This is a genomic window from Actinomyces procaprae, assembly GCF_004798665.1.
Lineage (GTDB): Bacteria > Actinomycetota > Actinomycetes > Actinomycetales > Actinomycetaceae > Actinomyces > Actinomyces procaprae.
In genome coordinates this window covers 2,645,478-2,662,251 of sequence record NZ_CP039292.1, presented here as the reverse complement: position 1 = coordinate 2,662,251, position 16,774 = coordinate 2,645,478, and the positions used below count along the sequence as shown (strand labels likewise).

13 protein-coding genes are annotated in these 16,774 nt (G+C 67.0%); 8 read left to right on the top strand and 5 right to left on the bottom strand.

Annotated features, from left to right (window positions below; all coding sequences use genetic code 11):
- The first annotated feature begins 20 nt into the window (after positions 1–20).
- The 4 genes from E4J16_RS10880 (at position 21) to E4J16_RS10865 (ending at position 3,588) form a co-directional block, all read left to right on the top strand.
- The gene (locus E4J16_RS10880; protein ID WP_204519812.1) at positions 21–839 is read left to right on the top strand and encodes a Fic family protein; all 819 of its coding nucleotides are present in this window, start codon (positions 21–23) and stop codon (positions 837–839) included.
- A 46-nt stretch (positions 840–885) separates the two neighbouring features.
- The gene (locus E4J16_RS10875) at positions 886–1,398 is read left to right on the top strand and encodes a GNAT family N-acetyltransferase (RefSeq protein ID WP_204519810.1); all 513 of its coding nucleotides are present in this window, start codon (positions 886–888) and stop codon (positions 1,396–1,398) included.
- 435 nt (positions 1,399–1,833) lie between these two features.
- Positions 1,834–3,024, top strand: coding sequence for an ATP-binding protein (locus tag E4J16_RS10870; RefSeq protein WP_240038121.1), 1,191 nt, complete (start codon positions 1,834–1,836; stop codon positions 3,022–3,024).
- 111 nt (positions 3,025–3,135) lie between these two features.
- Positions 3,136–3,588, top strand: coding sequence for a zinc ribbon domain-containing protein (locus tag E4J16_RS10865; protein ID WP_136193722.1), 453 nt, complete (start codon positions 3,136–3,138; stop codon positions 3,586–3,588).
- 1,235 nt (positions 3,589–4,823) lie between these two features.
- On the opposite strand, the gene E4J16_RS10860 is transcribed toward E4J16_RS10865, so the two are convergent.
- Positions 4,824–5,663, bottom strand: a complete 840-nt coding sequence (locus E4J16_RS10860) for a hypothetical protein (RefSeq protein WP_204519807.1) — start codon at positions 5,661–5,663, stop codon at positions 4,824–4,826.
- Positions 5,664–6,129: 466 nt separating this feature from the next.
- Here E4J16_RS10860 and E4J16_RS10855 point away from each other — a divergent pair, with 466 nt between their 5' ends.
- On the top strand, positions 6,130–7,140 hold the full coding sequence (locus E4J16_RS10855; RefSeq protein ID WP_136314002.1) for an aldo/keto reductase: 1,011 nt from the start codon (positions 6,130–6,132) through the stop codon (positions 7,138–7,140).
- A gap of 415 nt (positions 7,141–7,555) precedes the next feature.
- On the top strand, positions 7,556–9,049 hold the full coding sequence (locus E4J16_RS10850) for an ATP-binding cassette domain-containing protein (protein WP_136314001.1): 1,494 nt from the start codon (positions 7,556–7,558) through the stop codon (positions 9,047–9,049).
- 116 nt (positions 9,050–9,165) lie between these two features.
- Here the strand turns inward: E4J16_RS10850 and E4J16_RS10845 are convergent, their stop codons facing one another.
- The 3 genes from E4J16_RS10845 to E4J16_RS10835 are packed head-to-tail and all read right to left on the bottom strand — an operon-like array spanning position 9,166 to position 12,825.
- Positions 9,166–10,281, bottom strand: coding sequence for a substrate-binding domain-containing protein (locus tag E4J16_RS10845; protein WP_168709491.1), 1,116 nt, complete (start codon positions 10,279–10,281; stop codon positions 9,166–9,168).
- Positions 10,282–10,330: 49 nt separating this feature from the next.
- A complete protein-coding gene (locus tag E4J16_RS10840; RefSeq protein ID WP_136313999.1) occupies positions 10,331–11,314 on the bottom strand; it encodes an ABC transporter permease in 984 nt (327 codons plus the stop codon).
- On the bottom strand, positions 11,311–12,825 hold the full coding sequence (locus E4J16_RS10835) for a sugar ABC transporter ATP-binding protein (protein ID WP_136193728.1): 1,515 nt from the start codon (positions 12,823–12,825) through the stop codon (positions 11,311–11,313). The genes E4J16_RS10840 and E4J16_RS10835 overlap by 4 nt, the downstream gene beginning before the upstream one ends.
- A gap of 200 nt (positions 12,826–13,025) precedes the next feature.
- On the opposite strand from E4J16_RS10835, the gene E4J16_RS10830 reads away from it, so the two are divergent.
- Positions 13,026–14,078, top strand: a complete 1,053-nt coding sequence (locus tag E4J16_RS10830; protein ID WP_204519805.1) for a LacI family DNA-binding transcriptional regulator — start codon at positions 13,026–13,028, stop codon at positions 14,076–14,078.
- A 91-nt stretch (positions 14,079–14,169) separates the two neighbouring features.
- On the opposite strand, the gene E4J16_RS10825 is transcribed toward E4J16_RS10830, so the two are convergent.
- Entirely contained in the window at positions 14,170–15,078 is a 909-nt protein-coding gene (locus E4J16_RS10825; protein ID WP_136313998.1) for a LysR family transcriptional regulator, read from the bottom strand.
- Positions 15,079–15,233: 155 nt separating this feature from the next.
- Between E4J16_RS10825 and E4J16_RS10820 the strand changes: the two genes are divergently transcribed.
- Positions 15,234–16,217: an alpha/beta hydrolase gene (locus E4J16_RS10820; protein WP_136313997.1), complete on the top strand. Its 984-nt coding sequence runs from the start codon at positions 15,234–15,236 to the stop codon at positions 16,215–16,217.
- Positions 16,218–16,774: the final 557 nt, after the last annotated feature.

The following is a 16,774-nucleotide window of genomic DNA, read 5'->3' as shown; positions in this document are numbered from 1 at the left end:
GGAACCTACAATCGCGCCCGATGACGATTGATGACGATGTGCCGGTGACACGTCCGTCACGCGCGGGGGCCGGGCCCTTGCTAAATGATGTCTCAGAGGACGCCAACGTGCCCGGCTCGCCGCTACTCGCCCGGCTGCGAGCGGAGAAGGCGGAGAGGATCAAGGGCGGCATCTACCACCGCCTCCAGATCGACCTCACCTACTCCTCGAACCGGATCGAGGGCAGTCGGCTCTCCGAGGACCAGACCCGCCTCATCTTCGAGACCCGCACGCTTGATGCCTCCGAGGGGCCGGTGCGCGTCGACGACGTCGTCGAGACCTCTAACCACTTCCGCGCCATCGACGCCGTGATCGACCACGTGGGTGAGCCGCTCACCGAGGACGCGCTCAAGCGTCTGCATCGCATTCTCAAGGCGGCGACCGGCGACGCCGCCAAGGAGTGGTTCGCCGTCGGTGACTACAAGCGCGTGCCCAACGAGGTCTCCGGGATGCCGACAACGCCGCCCGAAGAGGTGCCCGAGGCGATAGGTGCGCTCCTGGCCCGCTACGGTCCGGCTGAGCGCCATACCCTGGAGGAGATTATTGACATGCATGTGCGCCTCGAGCGCATTCACCCCTTCCAGGACGGCAATGGCCGGGTCGGCAGGCTGATCATGCTGGGTGAGTGCTTGGCAAGCGACGTCGTGCCCTTCGTCATCACCGATGAAATGAAGGCCTTCTACTACCGGGGCCTGCGTGAATGGGACTCGCAGCCCGGGTTCCTGTTGGAGACCTGCCGTGCAGCCCAGGACCGCTTCAAACAGCACCTCGACTACTTCCGCATTCCCTACGCAGAATGAGTGAGCAGCGTTGCAAGGGCGGTATTTTGCCCTAAAATCACGCGTCGTGACGATCGACGACGATGCTGCACTGATTCGGCCGCTGCGGCCCGAGGAGGCGCCCCTGCTGGAGGACTTCCTGCTGGAGGCCGTCTATGTTCCCGAGGACTTCACCGGGCAGGTGCCGCGCAGCGTCATCTACGACGACCCCATGTGCCGCGCCCACTTCGAGCGCTTCGGAGCCCTTCCGGACGACCGGGCGCTGGTTGCGGAAGTGGACGGTCGCGTCGTCGGTGCCTGCTGGGTGCGCACCACCGACTGCTACGGCCGTTTGGACGACTCGACGCCGGCATTCGCGATCTCCCTTTACCGGGAGTACCGGGGCCGGGGAATCGGCACCCGGATGCTGCGCCGCATGCTCCAGGAACTGCGGGAGGCAGGCTACGCGCGCGCCTCGCTCGGCGTCGTCAAGGCCAACCGGGCCGTGCACCTGTATGAGCGGTTGGGCTTCCGGATCGTCGGCGACGGCTTCGACGAGACCGAGTGGCTGATGGTGTGCGAACTGGCCGCGCCGGAGTAGCCGGCCGACTGGACGTCGGTGCTGCGGCACCGTCGTCCGTCAAGGAACTGCGTGAGCGGCGCGCATCAACAGGCAGTTCTTCTGCCGCTACTATCCGGCCATCGAGTACTTGCTCGCGGAGGTGCAGGAGCGCTCCTCCCGCCACGGTGCCGTGGTTGCCGGCGGGTGCGGAGCTCGTACCGGGGTGGCGGGCGGAGCAGCCGGATCCCGCGCGTGAATCAGTGGTATCGGTCGGCTGTTGTGTTTCGCTGCGCTGCTCCCGCACGCCAACTGCCCGGTTAGAATGGCGCCAACTGCCCGGTTGAGACGGCGCCAAGTTCCGGATTGAGGCGTGTCTTGCGCTGCATTGCAGGAGGAAGCTGATGGCCGATGTGAGCTACACGTCCTCGTGTCGTTGATGCCCTCGTTGACGACGTCCTGGGCTACTCAGGCGGCTTGCTGATTGAGGGTGTGCGCGCCTGCGGCAAGACCATGACCGGGCGGCAGCATGCGGCCTCGGAGGTCGCTCTGGACTCGGGCCTGCCACAGATACGCGCTGCGCTTGACCTTGATCCTGCGCTGCTGCTGGAGGGGGATACTCCCAGGCTGATCGACGAGTGGCAGCTTGCGCCGGACCTGTGGAACGCGGTACGGCGGGAGGTTGACGCCAGGCAACACCCCGGACAGTTCATACTCACCGGTTCCTCGGTTCCCGCTGAGGATGCTACGCGGCACTCTGGTGCCCACCGGATCTCCAGGGTGCGTCTGCGTCCGATGACTCTGTTCGAGCGCGGCCTGGGTGCAGGGAACGTTTCGTTGACGGCACTGTTCGACGGCGAGGAGCCGCCACCCGCGCTTGACTCCGGCACGAGCGTCCGGGAGGCGCTGGATGCGCTGGTTCACGGCGGCTGGCCGGGCGACGTCGATGCCACCACCGCGCAGGCACAGCGGCATCTGCGCGACTATGTGGAGGACGTCGTCAACATCGACATGGGGCGGCTCGATGGGGAGCCGCGCCGCGATCCGATCAGGTTGAGAGCGCTTCTGCGCTCGCTTGCGCGCCATATCGCCACCGAGGCTTCGTTCACCACCATCGCGAAGGACGTGACGACTCAGGCGCTTAGCGCGGAGACGGCAGCGAGCTACATCAATGCCCTTAGGCGGCTCTTCATTGTCGAGGAGCAGCCTGCGTGGGCCCCGCACTTGCGCTCACGCTACGCCGTGCGTACCTCGTCCAAGCTCCATTTCGTGGATCCTGCCCTGGCCGCAGCCATCACCGAGACCTCGGCGGAGCGCCTGATGCAGGACTTGGAGACCACCGGGTTGTGGTTCGAGTCGCAAGTTGTGCAGCATCTGCGCACCTTCGTCGAGTTGCGGGGCGGGCATGTCTACCACTATCGGGACAAGTCGGGAAAGGAGGCCGACGCCGTCGTCGAGTTCGACGACGGACGTTGGGCTGCTTTTGTAGTCAAATTGGGGCAACGGCAGATAGCGAAGGCCCAGAACTCCCTAGCCGCGTTCGTGGCGGACATCGACACGCGACGTACGCCCGCGCCGGTCTTCACCGCCGTCGTGACCGCCGACGGGCCCACCATGAAGCTGGCCGACGGCGTCCTCACCTTTCCCCTGAGCGCCCTGCGCCCGTGAGCAGCGATTGGGGAAGCGGGGGGATGCAACAACCCGTTGCTCGACGGCGTGTGCCAACTGTGCTGTTCTTATGTGGCGGCATCACCGGGAGCCGCGGATCAGGAGGCCGACATGGCAATCGGAGAAGTCATCGCTGAGGTTCGGGCGTTGCGGGGGATGACGCAGGACGAACTGGCGCAGCGGGTCATGGTGACCCGACAGGCGGTCTCGCGCTGGGAGACCGGCGCTACTACGCCCGGCATCGACATGTGCAAGCTGCTGGCCACCGCGCTGGAAGTGCCGGTCACCCGCCTTCTTGAGGCGCCTCCCGGACCACACTGCCAGAGCTGCGGCATGCCCATTCCGAAGGAGGAGCAGCACGGCAGTGAGGCCGATGGGACCAAGTCTGAGGACTACTGCGCCTGGTGCTACCAGGACGGCGCCTTCGTCGGCCCGGAGACGCTAGAAGAGCTGATTGAGTTCAGTGCTCCTTACATGTCCGAAGGCGTGCACATCACCGAGGACGAGGCCGTCTCCTACATGAGTGCGGTACTGCCTAACCTGCGCCGTTGGAAAGAGCAGTAGGCGGCGCGTGCTGGGTCGGTCAGGCGTGAGCGCATGGGCTGCACCACACTGGTGTCGGCACGGGAGGATCTTGAGGATGATGACACCGGTGAGCTGCTGGTGGACTGGGCCAGCGCACACCTGGGGGTGCTGGGCCCGGGCCAGGTCTACGGGCTGACCCCCGCCTACTGCTTCACCGGGAGGGCCAGCACCAGCCAGGTTGGTATCGAGGACGCGGTAGCGCACCTGACCTTCCTCGCCCAGGCCCAGGAGCGCCAACTAGTGGAGGACTTCTCCGCCGCGGTCCCACGTGTGTCGGCGCCGGCGTCCTTGCCGGCCGCGGATATGTTCGCCCCGGGGCGTGTCGGCGGCAGGCGGGTGCAGCTGCAGGAGTCCACCGGCTCTTCAGGTTTGAGGGTGTGGTGCTTCCGGCGTGGTGGCTTTGGTCCGGGTTGCGGTGTTCGCGGTGGTTGTGGCTGGGGCGGCGAGGTCGGTGTGGGGCTGGCGGGGACGTGTTCGGGCCGGCGGGGTCGTGCTCGGTGGGTGCTGGTTTGTCGAGAACGTCCTCTTCATCCCCAAACCCTCCACGTTCGGGAGGGTTTCGGGCTTACGAGGACGTGCTCGACCAGCGCAGGTCGTTGTGGGGCGTACAAGGACGTTTTCGGGCCGCCGAGGACGCCCTCGGCCCGGCGAGGGCGTTGTCCGCCGGGCAGGGGCGTCCTCGCCGCGGCCGGGCGGAGTGCTCGAGGACCCGGTTTGAACCTCCACGGCGCCGGCCCACCACGCCAGAACGCCAGGCCTGGCTGCACCTGGCTGCCGACAGCTCCGGCGCCCGGAAGCGGGACCGTCTGCTGCGCCACCCCCGGTCTACTGCGCCGCTTCGCCGTCTGCAACGCCACTTCGGGGTTAACAACGCCAGTTAACCGTCTGCTGAAGGCCCCTGGGGTATACAGCAGAGCGTTAAGTAGCGTTGTTAACGCCCAGCAGGGCGCACCAGACACCCCCACGCCACCCCATGCCATGTCTCAGGACATCGGCAGCACTCCTGCCGCCGCCCCAGACAACCACCACACCCCCAAACCGGAAGAGCACGATACCCGCGGAGGTGCGCGTACCAGGGCGCGGGCTGGTATCGCGAATACGCACCGGCTCGCCCATGCGCTGATGCGCAGTGAGACGAATAGTTGAAGATGAGCCGGCGCTCCGATCCGTGTCCAGTGGATCAGAGCGCCGGCTCAATGGATGCGGCCAGTGGGTTACTTGACCGCGACGAAGACGGTGTCCGCGAGCAGGCCGGGCTGCACCGCGAGTACGCCGTCCTCAGCAGATGCAGACGGGACTGCGATGGCCTCGTTTCCCGTGACGCTGCCGCCGTTGTACAGGGTGGTCAGCGTGTCGATCTCGTCCGGAGCGACTGCGAGCGTGTCGGTGCCGTCGATGGTCACGCCGTCAGCGGTCACGTAATTAACGGTGACGAATGCAGGCATGTCTCCATCCGGATCGTCCCCCACGTAGGTGACCGTGTAGTTGATGAGAATGTACTCGTAGCCGTCCGCAGGCGGATCGTTGAAGGGGTTCTCCGCGACGACTTCGCTCGTGGCATCGAATGTTACTGAGTTGATGACCACCTTCCACTCGTCGCTGCTGATCTCGCTGCCCAGCGCGGCAGGGTTCTCCCGAGTAACGGTGTCGGTGCCCGTGGGGGCCTGGTCGCTGTCGCTCGAGTCTGCGTCGTCGGTCGTGGTCGAGTCGGTGGCGCTCGAGACGACGGTGTCGGAGCTGGTGCCGAAGGCGTCGTCTACCGCGTTGGAAACCACGAACAGGAACACCAGCGCCGCGACCACGGTTCCGACGATAGACAGGATGATGGCGGTGATGCCCTGCCAGCGGGTGCGCTCCTTCTGGAACAGCGATACCAGCCCGAGGATGAAAGAAATCGGAAGTAGGATCCAGCCGACGATGAGGACGCCGGGAATGCATGCGAGTATGAAACCCGCGACTGCGCAGATCAGTGCGATGAGTCCAATGGTGTTGCGCTGAGCGCTCGGCTGGACTGGTGCTGGTGCGGGTGGAGGGTTCTGGGCGGGATAGGTCATGACGGCTCCTGGGGCATCGGGAACGTGTGACGGCGAGCTGCCGGTGACGCAATGGTACTTGCTAGATATGACATTGCTAGCAGTTGAGGTGATTCGTTACGTTCGCACTCTCCGGATGCTTGGTTACCGTGAGAACGCCGTATGCCGACGCTTTCGGCAGGGCGCCCCTGGGACCTCTTGTCTCAACTGCGTTAGTGCAGGTCAGAGGTGGTTTCTGACGGATTGTGCGAGGGGGGCCACTAACAGCGGGGCGCCAATGGGCGTTATTCCTCCGCCGACGGTGGACCGCGGTTCTGCGATACCTGCTCCCGGGCGGTGTGGCGGGCTTAAGCGGGCGCGGGGCCACGGGGGCACTGCCAGAACCTGGCTGCACGAGCGCAGCCCGGGGCAGGCTGAGACTCGGGCGACGGCGCTGCCGCCCCGGCCCGAATGCGCAACCGACTCACGTACCCAAGGAGACTCTGACATGGAGTACACCAAGCTCGGAACCACGGATATCACCATTCCCCGCCTGTGCATCGGCGGCATGAGCTTCGGGAAGGCCTTCCCCGACTCCCACCAGTGGGTGATAGACCAGTCCGCCACCCAGGCGGTGATCGCCCGGGCACTGGAGCTGGGCGTGAACTTCATCGACACCGCCAACGTCTACGCCCGCGGCACCAGCGAGGAGTTCATCGGACAGTCGCTTAAGAACCTCGGCGTCAAGCGGGAGGACGTGGTACTCGCCTCCAAGGTCTACTTCAACGAGGGACACCTTTCCCGGGAGGCGGTCAACCGGGAGATCGAGGGCTCGCTGAAGCGCCTGGGTACCGACTACCTGGACCTGTACATCATCCACCGCTTCGACTACGACACCCCGATCGAGGAGACCATGGAGGCGCTGGACGGCCTGGTGAAGGCGGGCAAGGTCCGGGCCCTGGGCGCCTCGGCCATGTTCGGCTACCAGCTGCACAACCTGCAGCTGGCTGCGGAGGCGAACGGCTGGACCCGCTTCGCCTCCATGCAGAACCACTACAACCTGCTCTACCGTGAGGACGAGCGCGAGCTGATTCCCGTGTGCCAGCAGTACGGCATGTCCCTGACCCCCTACAGCCCGCTGGCCTCCGGCCACCTGACCCGCCGCACCTGGGACTCCGACTCCGTGCGCTCGACCACCGACAAGGTCATGAGCAGCAAGTACGACCGCGACCGTGAGATCGACATGCCCATCATCGAGCGCGTGGCCGAGACGGCGGACAAGCACGGCGTGCCCATGGCGGATGTGGCACTCGCCTGGCACTGGGCGCGGGGCGTGGCCGCGCCGCTGGTCGGCTGCTCGCGGCCCAGCCGGGTCGACGACGCCGTGCGCGCCCTGGACCTGAAGCTCACCGACGAGGAGATCGCCTACCTGGAGGAGCCCTACCAGCCCCACGAGCTGGTCGGCCCGCTCGCCCGCCCCGGCGACAAGCCGCTCGCCGGCACCAGCGTGAGCAAGTAACCGAATCACGATCAGAATCGCTCCGCCCCGGCAGTGGCTCATGCTCGCCGGGGCGGAGCCGCGCCTCGCACGTCGACTACGCAGCCGCGGCGGAGGACTGTCGAAGGCGGGAAAGACCGCGGCAGTGCTGGACGGGCACACGACTGCCCACTAGCGTTAGGCGCATGAGGAAGTAGCGATGCCCCACGGGCGCACGGAAACAGACTCAACCCATGAGGCCGTGCCCGGGGTGCAGCGTCGCTGACCTCCATACCGATCCGCCGTCGGCCTGAACTCGCACCGACCGGATGAATGCCTGACCCGCCCCGACGGACGTGGCATCCTCCGCGCAAGTACGGCATCGTCGGACAGCCCTCGTTGCGAAACTGCGAACAGCCTGCACCGCCGCACGGCCTCCTACCCCCAGGAGGCCCGCATGCAGCTCACCCTGTCCGATATCCACCACACCTACCCCGGCGCCGCGTCTCCGGCGCTGGCCGGAGTCACCGCCACCTTCCCGGCCGGCTGGACCGGCGTCGTCGGCGACAACGGCTGCGGCAAGACCACCCTCGCCCGCATCGCCTGCGGGGAACTGAAGCCCGACGCCGGCGCAGTGGCTCCGCGGCTGGTGGCCCACTACTGTGCTCAGGACGCCGCCGCGCCACCGTCGGCGCTGCTGGACTTCGCCTGCGCCTATGACGAGGTTGCCATGCGGCTGCGCCGCGACCTCGGCGTCGCCGACGAGTGGGCGTGGCGCTACGACACGCTCTCGGGCGGACAGCGCAAGCTGGTCCAGGTCGCCTGTGCGCTTTGGGAGCAGCCGGACCTGCTGGTGGTGGACGAGCCGACCAACCATGCCGACGCCGCGGCCCGCACGGCCATCCGTGCCGCCCTGGCGCGTTTCAACGGCGTCGGCATCCTCATCTCCCACGACCGCGCCCTGCTGGATGACCTGTGCGCTCAGTGCCTGTTCATGAACGCCGGTACCGCCGTCATGCGGCCGGGCGGATACACGCAGGGCTTCGCCCAGGCCGAGCTGGAGCGGGAGGGCGCCGTCCAGCGTCTTGAGGCGGCCAGGCGGGAGCGGCGGCGCCTGGCCCGAGAGACCCAACGACGCCGCGAGGAGGCCTCCCGCACCGCCTCCCGCCGCTCCGCCCGCAACATCGCCAAGCACGACAACGACGCGCGCTTCCGCAGACGCCTAGCCGTGGTGAGTGGACAGGACGGCAAGACGGGCCGGCTCGCCTCCCGCATGGAGGCCCGGCTCGCCCGCGCGAACGCCAAAGTGGAGGCCATGCACATCGACAAACGCTACGACGCCGACCTGTGGGCCGACTCCGCCCCGAGTCGCCGTCCGGTGCTGCTGCACACACAGCCGCTCGCCCTGCCCCTGGGGGAGGCCACAACCCTGCGCACGCCGGCGCTGCACCTGGGCAGTCGCGACCACGTGGCACTCGTGGGTGACAACGGCACCGGCAAGACCACACTCGTCCGCGCCCTGCTGGCGCGGATACCGGAGGACACGGCGCGGCTGTATGTGCCCCAAGAACCCGACCGGGCGGCGCGGGAGGGAACACTGGCGCGCCTGGCCGGGCTGGACGCCGAGTGCCGCGGCCGCGTGCTGTCGGTCGTAGCCGGGCTCAACTCCTCGCCGGAGCGGGTTCTGGCGGGGGAGGAGGTCAGCCCCGGCGAGATGCGCAAGCTCATGCTCGCCCTCGGCGTCCTCGACCGGCCGGAGCTCATCGTCATGGACGAGCCCACCAACCACCTGGACATCGGCTCCATCAGGGCGCTGGAGAGGATGCTGGCGCCATTCCCGGGGGCGCTGCTACTCGTCTCCCACGACGTCGCCCTGGTAGAGGCGACCACCTCCAAAACCTGGCGGATCGACAACGAGAGCGCGGGCCGACTGCGGCTGGTAGTGGGGTAGGCGGCCGTCTCTTGCGAGTTGCTGTTCCTGAACCGGAGTGGGGTGCGACCGCAGTGGACCAGGCATGGTGGCCGGGCGGAAACGCCCCGCCCGGCCACCATGTGGTTCAGATGAGCTCAGTCGTACAGCAGCACCGAGATGTCCTCATCATCGATGTTTGTGGAGTCGTACCAGTGTGAACCGGTGTCCACGTCCGCAACGGTCTCACCATTGGCCGCCTGCACGGCAAGGGTGACCGCCTGGTATCCCATCTGGTAGGGGTCCTGAGTCACCGAGCCGAGGAAGGCCCCGGAACGCACGGCGTCCTTCTGCGAAGTGCCGGCGTCGAAGCCGACCACTAGCAGATCCTTGTAGCGGCCGGAGTCGCGATCCAGCTGGGAGGCGTCAGCGGTGGCGCTGATGACGCCGTTGACGGCGTCCTGGTTCGCAGCGAACAACGCGACCAGTCCATCCGTGGACAGGATCGAGGCGGCCGCGGACTGGATGTCCGCCTGGCTGGTGGTGGGCGGCACGGTCACCACGATCTTCGCCTTGGCAGGGTTGGACGACGGCGTGGTCCAGCGCTGCTGCCCGGAGACGTCCACCGCCCCCGCGAGGCCGTCGAGCTTCTCCAGTTCGGCGACCAGGGTGGCGGTGAAGCCGTCCACGCGCTGGACGATCGAGCCGGAGGTCGAGTCCTGTGCCAGGACGCCGATGACGGCGGGTGAGTCCGCGCTCGCGGAGGCCAGGGCGGATTGCAGATCGGTGTTGGCGGCGAGGTTGGTGGCGACGTTTCCGCCGGCCGCCTCATTGTCCGTGGTCGCGGTGGCAAGCACCGCTCCGGAGGCGTCGTCGGGCACGCCCGAGTCGAAACCGATCACCGGGATGTTCTGGTTCTTGGCGTTCACCAGGGCGTCCTGAACGGCGTCGGGCTGGCAGGCGGCCAGGGCGATTGCGGCCGGCCGCTGGTTGACCGCCGAGGCCAGCTGCTCCACCTGCTGGGAGACGTTGCTCTCGGCGTCGGGACCGTTGGTCTCCAGGACCACGCCGAGCTCATCGGCAGCGTCCTGCGCGCCCTTGAAGGCGGCCTGGTAGAACTGGTTCTGGTAGCTCTTGGAGATGATGATGACCTTCATCTTGCCGTCCGCGCCGGCGGAGCCGCCGTCGTCGCTGCACGCGGCCAGCAGGGACAGGGAGCAGGCGGAGGCGAGTGCCGCCGTCAGCGCGGTCCTCCGGGTGAGAGTGGTGGTCATGGTGGTGATTCCTTTCATGGGTGGAATGGGATTTGATTCGTTCTTGGGATTACGCGCGGCCGGCGCGGCGGGTGCGGATGACGTCCAGTAGGACCGCCAGCACAACGACGACGCCGATAAGGACCTGCTGCCACTGCACGGGCAGGCCCATTGACAGCAGGCCGGTCTTGAGTACGGAGATGACGAAGACGCCGATGATGGTTCCCCACAGCGAGCCGACGCCTCCGGCCAGTGAGGTACCGCCGATCACGCAGGCGGCGATCGCATACATCTCCTGGCCGTTGCCGGTCTGCGGGGTAATGGAGGAGAAGGTGGCGGCGTAGATGACCCCGGCCAGTCCGCAGAAGAAGCCGTTGAGCACGTAGACCCAGAACTTCCAGCGGGAGACCACCACGCCCGACAGCTCGACCGCCTCCTCGTTGGAGCCGATGGCGTAGGTGTAGCGGCCGAGCTTGGTGCGGGTGAGGATGAACCAGGCGATCACGAAGAAGGCGGCCAGCCAGAGGATGCCCACGGGCAGGTCCCCCGCCTTGTACAGGACCGTCTTGAACCAGCCGTCAGCGGATGTGAGGCTCGGGTAGGTCTGCGTCTGCACCTGGGCGATCACCGCGCACAGCCCCAGGGAGGCGAACTGCATGCCCAGGGTGGCGATGAAGGGCGGGATATGCAGGAAACCGACCAGGATCCCGTTGCCGATGCCGAAGGCGACTCCGGTTGCCAGTACCACCAGCAGTGCGAGGCCGATAGGCAGGTGCCATACGTTGTAGGCGACCCCGCCGACCAGCGCGGAGCCGACCATTACCGTCCCGGAGGACAGGTCGATGCCCGCGGTGATGATCACGAAGGTCATGCCAATGGCCAGGAAGCCGATGTAGTAGGAGGAGTCGAGGATCGACACGAAGGTGCTGGGGGACAGGAAGTGATTGCCGAATACGGCGAAGAACGCATACAGGATGACCAGTGCGGCCAGCGCCATCAGCTGTTGCATCGGCAGCGCCCGCAGTGGGTTGTTCTTGGTGATGTTTGCGCTCATGCTGCGCGACCTTCTTCCTGCTTGGTGGCCAATTCCATGATCTTGATCTGCGTCGCCTCGGAGGCGTCCAGCTCCCCGGTCTTGCGTCCCTCGCGCATGACAACCACGCGATCGGACAGGTGGAGGACCTCGTCAAGGTCCGAGGAGACGAGGATGATTGATTTCCCCTGCGCGACCAGGTCGCGCATGAGCTGATAGATCTCTGCGCGCGCACCGATGTCGATGCCGCGCGTGGGCTCATCGAAGATGAGGATGTCGACGTCGCGCAGCAGCCACTTGGCCAGCACCACCTTCTGCTGGTTGCCGCCGGAGAGGTTGCGTACGCGCTGGCGTGTGGACGGGGTCTTGATGCGCAGCATGTCCACGTACTTGCGGGTTGCGCGTTGTACCGCACGTTCGTGTACGACCGTGGCGGTGGTGAAGGCGTCGTAGGAGGCCAGCACCGTGTTGTCGCTGACGGATAGGCCCGTGACCAGGCCGAAGCGCTTGCGATCCTCGGACAGATAGGCGATTCCCGCACGAATGGCGTCCTTGGGGCGGTGGAAGGACACCTCGGTGCCGTTGACCTCCAGCCGCCCGGATGTGGGACGGTCCGCGCCTGCGACAATCCGCATGGTCTCCGTGCGGCCGGCGCCGACCAGGCCCGCGAATCCGAGGATCTCCCCGCGGCGGAGGGTGAAGGACACGTCCTGGACGTCGGCGGAGGCCAGGTGCTCAGCGCGCATGACGACGGGTGCGTCCGGTGCCACCTCGGATGCGGCCTTGGGGGTGTTGACGACCTGCCGGCCGACCATCATCTCGATGATCTCATCGAGGTTGGTGTCGGCCGTTTTGAGCGTGCCCACGTGCGCGCCGTCGCGCAGGACCGTGATGCGGTCGGCTATCGCCATGACCTCGTGCATGCGGTGGGAGATGTAGACGACCGAGACACCGCGGTCCCGCAGTCGTCGCACTCGCTGAAGCAGCTCGGCGCTCTCGGCCTCCGACAGCGCCGCCGTCGGCTCGTCCAGAATCAGCACCTTGGTCGCCTCGAAGGACATGGCGCGCACGATCTCCACCAGCTGTGCCTTGGAGACCGACAGGTCCCGCAGCAGGGTTTGCGGGGCAACATCGACCTCGTGCTCGGCGAGCAGCTCCTGGGCGCGGCGGTTCAGTACGCGATCGGAGACCAGCAGGGAGGAGGACTCCCTGCCGATGAAGATGTTCTGCGCGACGCTCAGGTCGGCCATCATGTTGAGTTCCTGGTGGACGATGGCGATCCCGGCGCGCTGGGCGTCGCGGATGGAGTGGAAGGCGGCCGGGGCGCCGCCGTACTCGTAGCTGCCCTCGAAGTCGGGGTGGATGCCGGTGAGGATCTTGACGAGTGTGGACTTGCCGGCTCCGTTCTCACCGACGAGGGCGTGCACCTCCCCGGGCTGCAGATCGAAGGAGACGCCGCTGAGGGCCTGCACGCCGGGAAAGGACTTGGAGACGTCTGTAAGTCTCAGCAGGGGTGGTTGTGGTGGTGCCATATCTGCTCCATTGCTTGTAGGTGCCCGATCCCGGCAGTGCCGGGGTGGTTGGGAGAACCGCCGAAGCGGCTGTGGGAGTGGGGTACTGGAACCCCTCCAACCGCGGCGTTCCAGTGCTGACAACGATGTCAACCGCAGTGTCGATGGTACGGTTGGTCACCACGTGGGTCAAGTGCGTCTTGAGATTCGGGGAGGAGACAGTGGCGTCATACTCGTCCGTCGGCGCGGCGTCGGGGGTGCGGCCGCGCGCGACTATGAAGCAGGTCGCCCGCCTGGCTGGGGTGGGAGTGAAGACGGTCTCGCGTGTTGTTAACGGGGAACCCAATGTCGCCGATGCCACGGCGGAGCGCGTGTGGGAGGCGGTGCGGGAGCTGGACTACCACGTGGACCTGCGTGCCGGCAGCCTGCGTCGCCCCGGCGGAGCCACACGCACGATTGCCCTGCTGGTGGGCAGTGTTGACAATCCCTTCGCCGGTGAGCTTCACCGGGGAGTCGAGGACGTTGCCCGGGAGCACGATGTGGCGGTGCTGGCCTCCAGCCTGGATGAGCGGCCGGACCGGGAGGTGGCGGCGGTGGAGGACTCAATCAGGCGCCACGTGGACGGGATCATCGTCAACACCACCACGGTGGACGGCGCCGCATTGGAGCGGGTTCTGCATCTGGGCGTGCCGATCGTGTTCGTCGACCGTGCTCCGCACGCCGTCGAGGCCGACTGCGTAACCAGTGACACCCGGTCTGCGGCCGAGCGGGCCACCCTGCATCTGCTTGAGCGTGGGCACCGGCGTATCGCGCTGCTCACCGAGCGTCTGAATGTAGCCACGGCAGTGGAGCGCCGGGAGGGATTCAATGCGGCCTTCGCGGCATACGGTGCCGATGCCGGCGGTGCGCTGGTTGTCTCGGGACTGGTTGGTCCTGAATCCGCCGAGCGCGCCGTCACTGGACTGTTCAGTGAGCCGAGCCCGCCGACGGCGATCTTCAGTGGGCAGAACCTCCTCACCGAGGGGGCGCTGCATGCGTTGCATAGGCTGGACCTGCGGAGGCGGATTGCGCATATCGGCTTCGACGACCTGCCGCTTGCGGACATGCTTCAGCCGGCGCTCACGGTGGTGCGGCAGGATCCACGGCGCATGGGAAGGGTGGCTGCGCAGCGCCTGTTCCGCCGCCTGGAGGGTGAGGCACTCCAACCAGAGCACATTGTGATCCCCACGCAGTTCATTACTCGTGGCAGTGGGGAGATCGGGCCCGGCGCCTAGGATGCTCAGTTCAATCGTCGACCGCAGGCGCTCGGGGAGTTCCAAGGGGATGTCGGCATGCCGACGGTGCCGGTCTCGGAATAGGGGGCTACTAGCGGGGCGCAGGAGCGGCGTCGTCGGCCAGCGAGGCGCGCAGCCGTTCCAGGAAGCGCTCCGCCATGGGGGAGTGGGCCTGCTGCCGCCGCCAGATGAGGTACATCCGCGACTCGAGTGCCGGCTCCAGCGGGCGGAAGGCCAGTCCGCTGGAGGGGCTGGTGTCCACCAGGCGGTCGAAGGTGAGCAGGTAGCCCAGGCCCTCGCGGGCGAAGACCGCGCCGTTGTAGGGCAGGCGGAAGGTGCCCTCAAGTTGCAGCTCGCCCATGCGGCTGCCGGCCCAGGCCGGGATGTCCCGTGCCCAGGACTGCTCCGAGCAGAAGAGCGGTAGTCCCGCCAGGTCGTCCACGGTGACGGCCTTCTTGCCGGCCAGGGCGTCGTCGTGCCGCAGCACCACGCCCCACCTGTCCGCCACGGGCAGGGGCAGCGTCTCGTACCGGCTGAAGCGCTCGCCGTCGGGCTCCTCGACGATCGCCGCGAAGTCGAGCAGGCCCCGGTCCAGCTTCTCGGTGACCTGCTCGGTGTCGCCGCTGGTGACGTGGTAGCGCAGCCCGGGGCACTCCTGCTTGAGCAGCCTGAGCTGGCGGGCGAGCAGACCCACCTGGTAGGACTCGGCCAGCCCCAGGTACAGATCGCCTCCGGTGATGTCACCCAGGGCGAGGAAGTCGGCCTCGATGCGATCTGCCAGGCCGATCAGATCCTCGGTCCGTTCGCGCAGCAGTCGGCCCTCCTCGGTGAGCTCGATGCTGAAGGAGTGCCTGACGAACAGCTTGTGCCCCAACTCCCGCTCCAGCGCCTTCATCTGCTTCGAAAGCGTCGGCTGCGAGACGTGCAGCTGTGCGGCGGCTCGGGTCATGTTCTCCTCCCGGGCCACGGCGGCGAAGTACCGCAGTGTGCGGATCTCCATACCGGCCATGATATGCCAAAACGGCATGTCGAATATGCAAAACAATCATTAGCGTCATGTCGGCCTAGTGGTTAATTTGGATGCCGGAGGTGCTGCGGCACCGTGCCGCAGCACCGCAGATACTCACGAGCACCGAAGAAACGGAGACTCAGGAAATGAGCACCGAGAACCTCGAGCTGACCCAGGAGTGGGACAAGGTCTTCCCCCAGTCCGACGCCGTGGACCATGAGAAGGTCACCTTCCACACGCGCTTCGGCATCACCCTCGCCGCCGACCTGTACAAGCCGAAGAGCGCCGACGGCAAGCTGCCCGCACTGGCCGTGAGCGGGCCCTTCGGCGCCGTCAAGGAGCAGTCTTCCGGCCTGTACGCCCAGACCATGGCCGAGCGCGGCTTCCTCACGATCGCCTTCGACCCCAGCTTCACCGGCGAGTCCGGCGGCACGCCCCGCTACATGAACTCCCCGGACATCAACATCGAGGACTTCCAGGCCGCCGTCGACTTCCTGTCCGTGCGCGAGGACGTCGACCCCGAGCGCATCGGCATCATCGGCATCTGCGGCTGGGGCGGCATGGCGCTGGCCGCCGCGGCCGCCGACCCGCGGATCAAGGCCACCGTGGTCTCCACCATGTACGACCTGAGCCGGGTGGCCGCGAACGGCTACTTCGACTCCGCCGACTCCGCCGAGGCCCGCAAGCAGATGCGCGCATCCGTGGCCGCCCAGCGCACCGCCGACTACCGCTCCGGCACCTACGCCATGGCCGGCGGGGTGGTGGACCCGCTGCCCGAGGATGCTCCCGGCTTCGTCAAGGACTACTACGCCTACTACAAGGAGCCCCGCGGCTACCACCCCCGCTCCCTGAACTCCAACGACGGGTGGACGGTTATCGGCGGCTCCTCGCTGATGAACGCGACCCTGCTCGGCTACATTGAGGAGATCGAGAATGCCGTCATGATCGTCCACGGGGAGGCGGCCCACTCCTACTACATGGGTAAGGACGCCTTCGCCCGCCTGCAGGGCGACAACAAGGAATTCGTCTCCATCCCCGGCGCCTCCCACACCGACCTGTACGACGGTGGCGAGAACGGCGCCATCCCGTGGGAGAAGCTCACCGAGTTCCTGCGCACCAACCTCGCCTGAGTCGCGTCTGCGCTCGGCTCTGAGCACTCCGGGGTGGGCCGCCGTGTGGTGGCCCACCCCGTTGGCTTGGCCTCGGCCTCCGGCGGCTTTGAGGTCCCGGGCGGCGTGCCGAGCGGAGAAGTGGCTCTTCCGGTTTGGGGGTGTGGTGGTTGTCTTGGGCTGGGGCAGGAGTGCTGCCGATTCCCTGGGACATGGCATGGGGTGGGGTGGGGTGTCTGGTGCGTCGGCTGGGCGTTAACAACGCTACTTAACGCTCTGCTGTATACCCCTGGGGCCTTCAGCAGACGGTTAACTGGCGTTGTTAACCCCGAAGTGGCGTTGCAGATGGCGAAGCGGCGCAGTAGACCGGGGGTGGCGCAGCAGACGGTCCCGCTTCCGGGCGCCGGAGCTGTCGGCAGCCAAGTGCAGCCAGGCCTGGCGTTCTGGCGTGGTGAGCCGGCGCCGTGGAGGTTCAAACCGGGTCCTCGAGCACTCCGCCCGGCCGCGGCGAGGGCGCCCCTGCCCGGCGGACAACGCCCTCGGCGCCCCGAGCATGCCCGCGCGCTCGAGCGCGACCC

What these genes read in the sequence shown, in the direction of transcription:
- E4J16_RS10865 (WP_136193722.1), top strand. Translation starts at nt 3,136, where the DNA reads ATGGCAATCGGAGAAGTCATCGCTGAGGTTCGGGCGTTGCGGGGGATG.
- E4J16_RS10880 (WP_204519812.1), top strand. Translation starts at nt 21, where the DNA reads ATGACGATTGATGACGATGTGCCGGTGACACGTCCGTCACGCGCGGGG.
- E4J16_RS10855 (WP_136314002.1), top strand. Translation starts at nt 6,130, where the DNA reads ATGGAGTACACCAAGCTCGGAACCACGGATATCACCATTCCCCGCCTG.
- E4J16_RS10850 (WP_136314001.1), top strand. Translation starts at nt 7,556, where the DNA reads ATGCAGCTCACCCTGTCCGATATCCACCACACCTACCCCGGCGCCGCG.
- E4J16_RS10845 (WP_168709491.1), bottom strand. Translation starts at nt 10,281, where the DNA reads ATGACCACCACTCTCACCCGGAGGACCGCGCTGACGGCGGCACTCGCC.
- E4J16_RS10860 (WP_204519807.1), bottom strand. Translation starts at nt 5,663, where the DNA reads ATGACCTATCCCGCCCAGAACCCTCCACCCGCACCAGCACCAGTCCAG.
- E4J16_RS10840 (WP_136313999.1), bottom strand. Translation starts at nt 11,314, where the DNA reads ATGAGCGCAAACATCACCAAGAACAACCCACTGCGGGCGCTGCCGATG.
- E4J16_RS10820 (WP_136313997.1), top strand. Translation starts at nt 15,234, where the DNA reads ATGAGCACCGAGAACCTCGAGCTGACCCAGGAGTGGGACAAGGTCTTC.
- E4J16_RS10835 (WP_136193728.1), bottom strand. Translation starts at nt 12,825, where the DNA reads ATGGCACCACCACAACCACCCCTGCTGAGACTTACAGACGTCTCCAAG.
- E4J16_RS10825 (WP_136313998.1), bottom strand. Translation starts at nt 15,078, where the DNA reads ATGGAGATCCGCACACTGCGGTACTTCGCCGCCGTGGCCCGGGAGGAG.